This window comes from Lysinibacillus sp. UGB7 (assembly GCF_049058285.1).
Taxonomy (GTDB): Bacteria; Bacillota; Bacilli; order Bacillales_A; family Planococcaceae; genus Lysinibacillus; species Lysinibacillus sphaericus_B.
Map to the genome: position 1 here is coordinate 1 of NZ_JBMGUV010000105.1, position 746 is coordinate 746.

The 746-nt window shown below is 38.7% G+C and carries 1 protein-coding gene; it reads right to left on the reverse strand.

All coding sequences use genetic code 11. The features are described 5' to 3' along the window. Window positions 1-653: transposase (locus ACOMCU_RS28190; protein ID WP_421052313.1), on the reverse strand; the 653-nt coding region annotated here is incomplete at its 3' end. Between the last annotated feature and the right edge of the window lie 93 nt (window positions 654-746).

Consider the following 746-nt stretch of genomic DNA (forward strand, 5'->3'; position numbering starts at 1 on the left):
TGTTCATCATGGGAAAAAATAATACAACGAGCGGGAAAATGGGCATCTCGTCCGAAATAAACCTCTTCTAGTTCTAAATATTCTCCGGGTGCTAACTTTTCGCAAAGCCTCACTAAATCAATGCGATGATACAAACTACTTTGAATCACTTGGCCATTTGGATGATAGGAGGGGAATGGATTTTTAAAGGCCACACAGGCATCTGTTCTCACTTTTGTGATAAAAAAACTCTCTTTTTCCTCCATTTTTCGAAATTGCTCAAAATTAAAATAGCCTAAATCTTGTAGGCAAAGTTCATGTTCTGTCATAAATGGAATTCTATTTGCGCCCATTTTCGCGTCATTGCTGTTTTGAAAGGACACGTGAAGAAAGGTCGATCGACCTGAAAGGACATCCAATTCAAGCTGAATTTTTGCTGAGGCTTGTTGGGTTTTTTTTGTGCGCTTTTTTAAATGATTGGGTACGCAAACGGCAGTAGAATCCAGCACACGAATGCTTGTAAATGGCCAAGAATCCTTCAATGAGAGGGATGGGAGCTGTAACTGTTGTTGTTCGAGTAAAAATTCTTGAATAAGTCGTTGTAAAAAAGCAGTCGCTTCAGGCGTGAATTTTTTATCCACAGCGGCACGACTAATCAAAATATCTTGTTCCATTAGTAATTTTGTACAGAGGTCTTGGATCGTACAATTGACTAAATTCCCGTGAACATGAAAAAGTAATGAAAGAAAATCACTCGCTGTTACGAG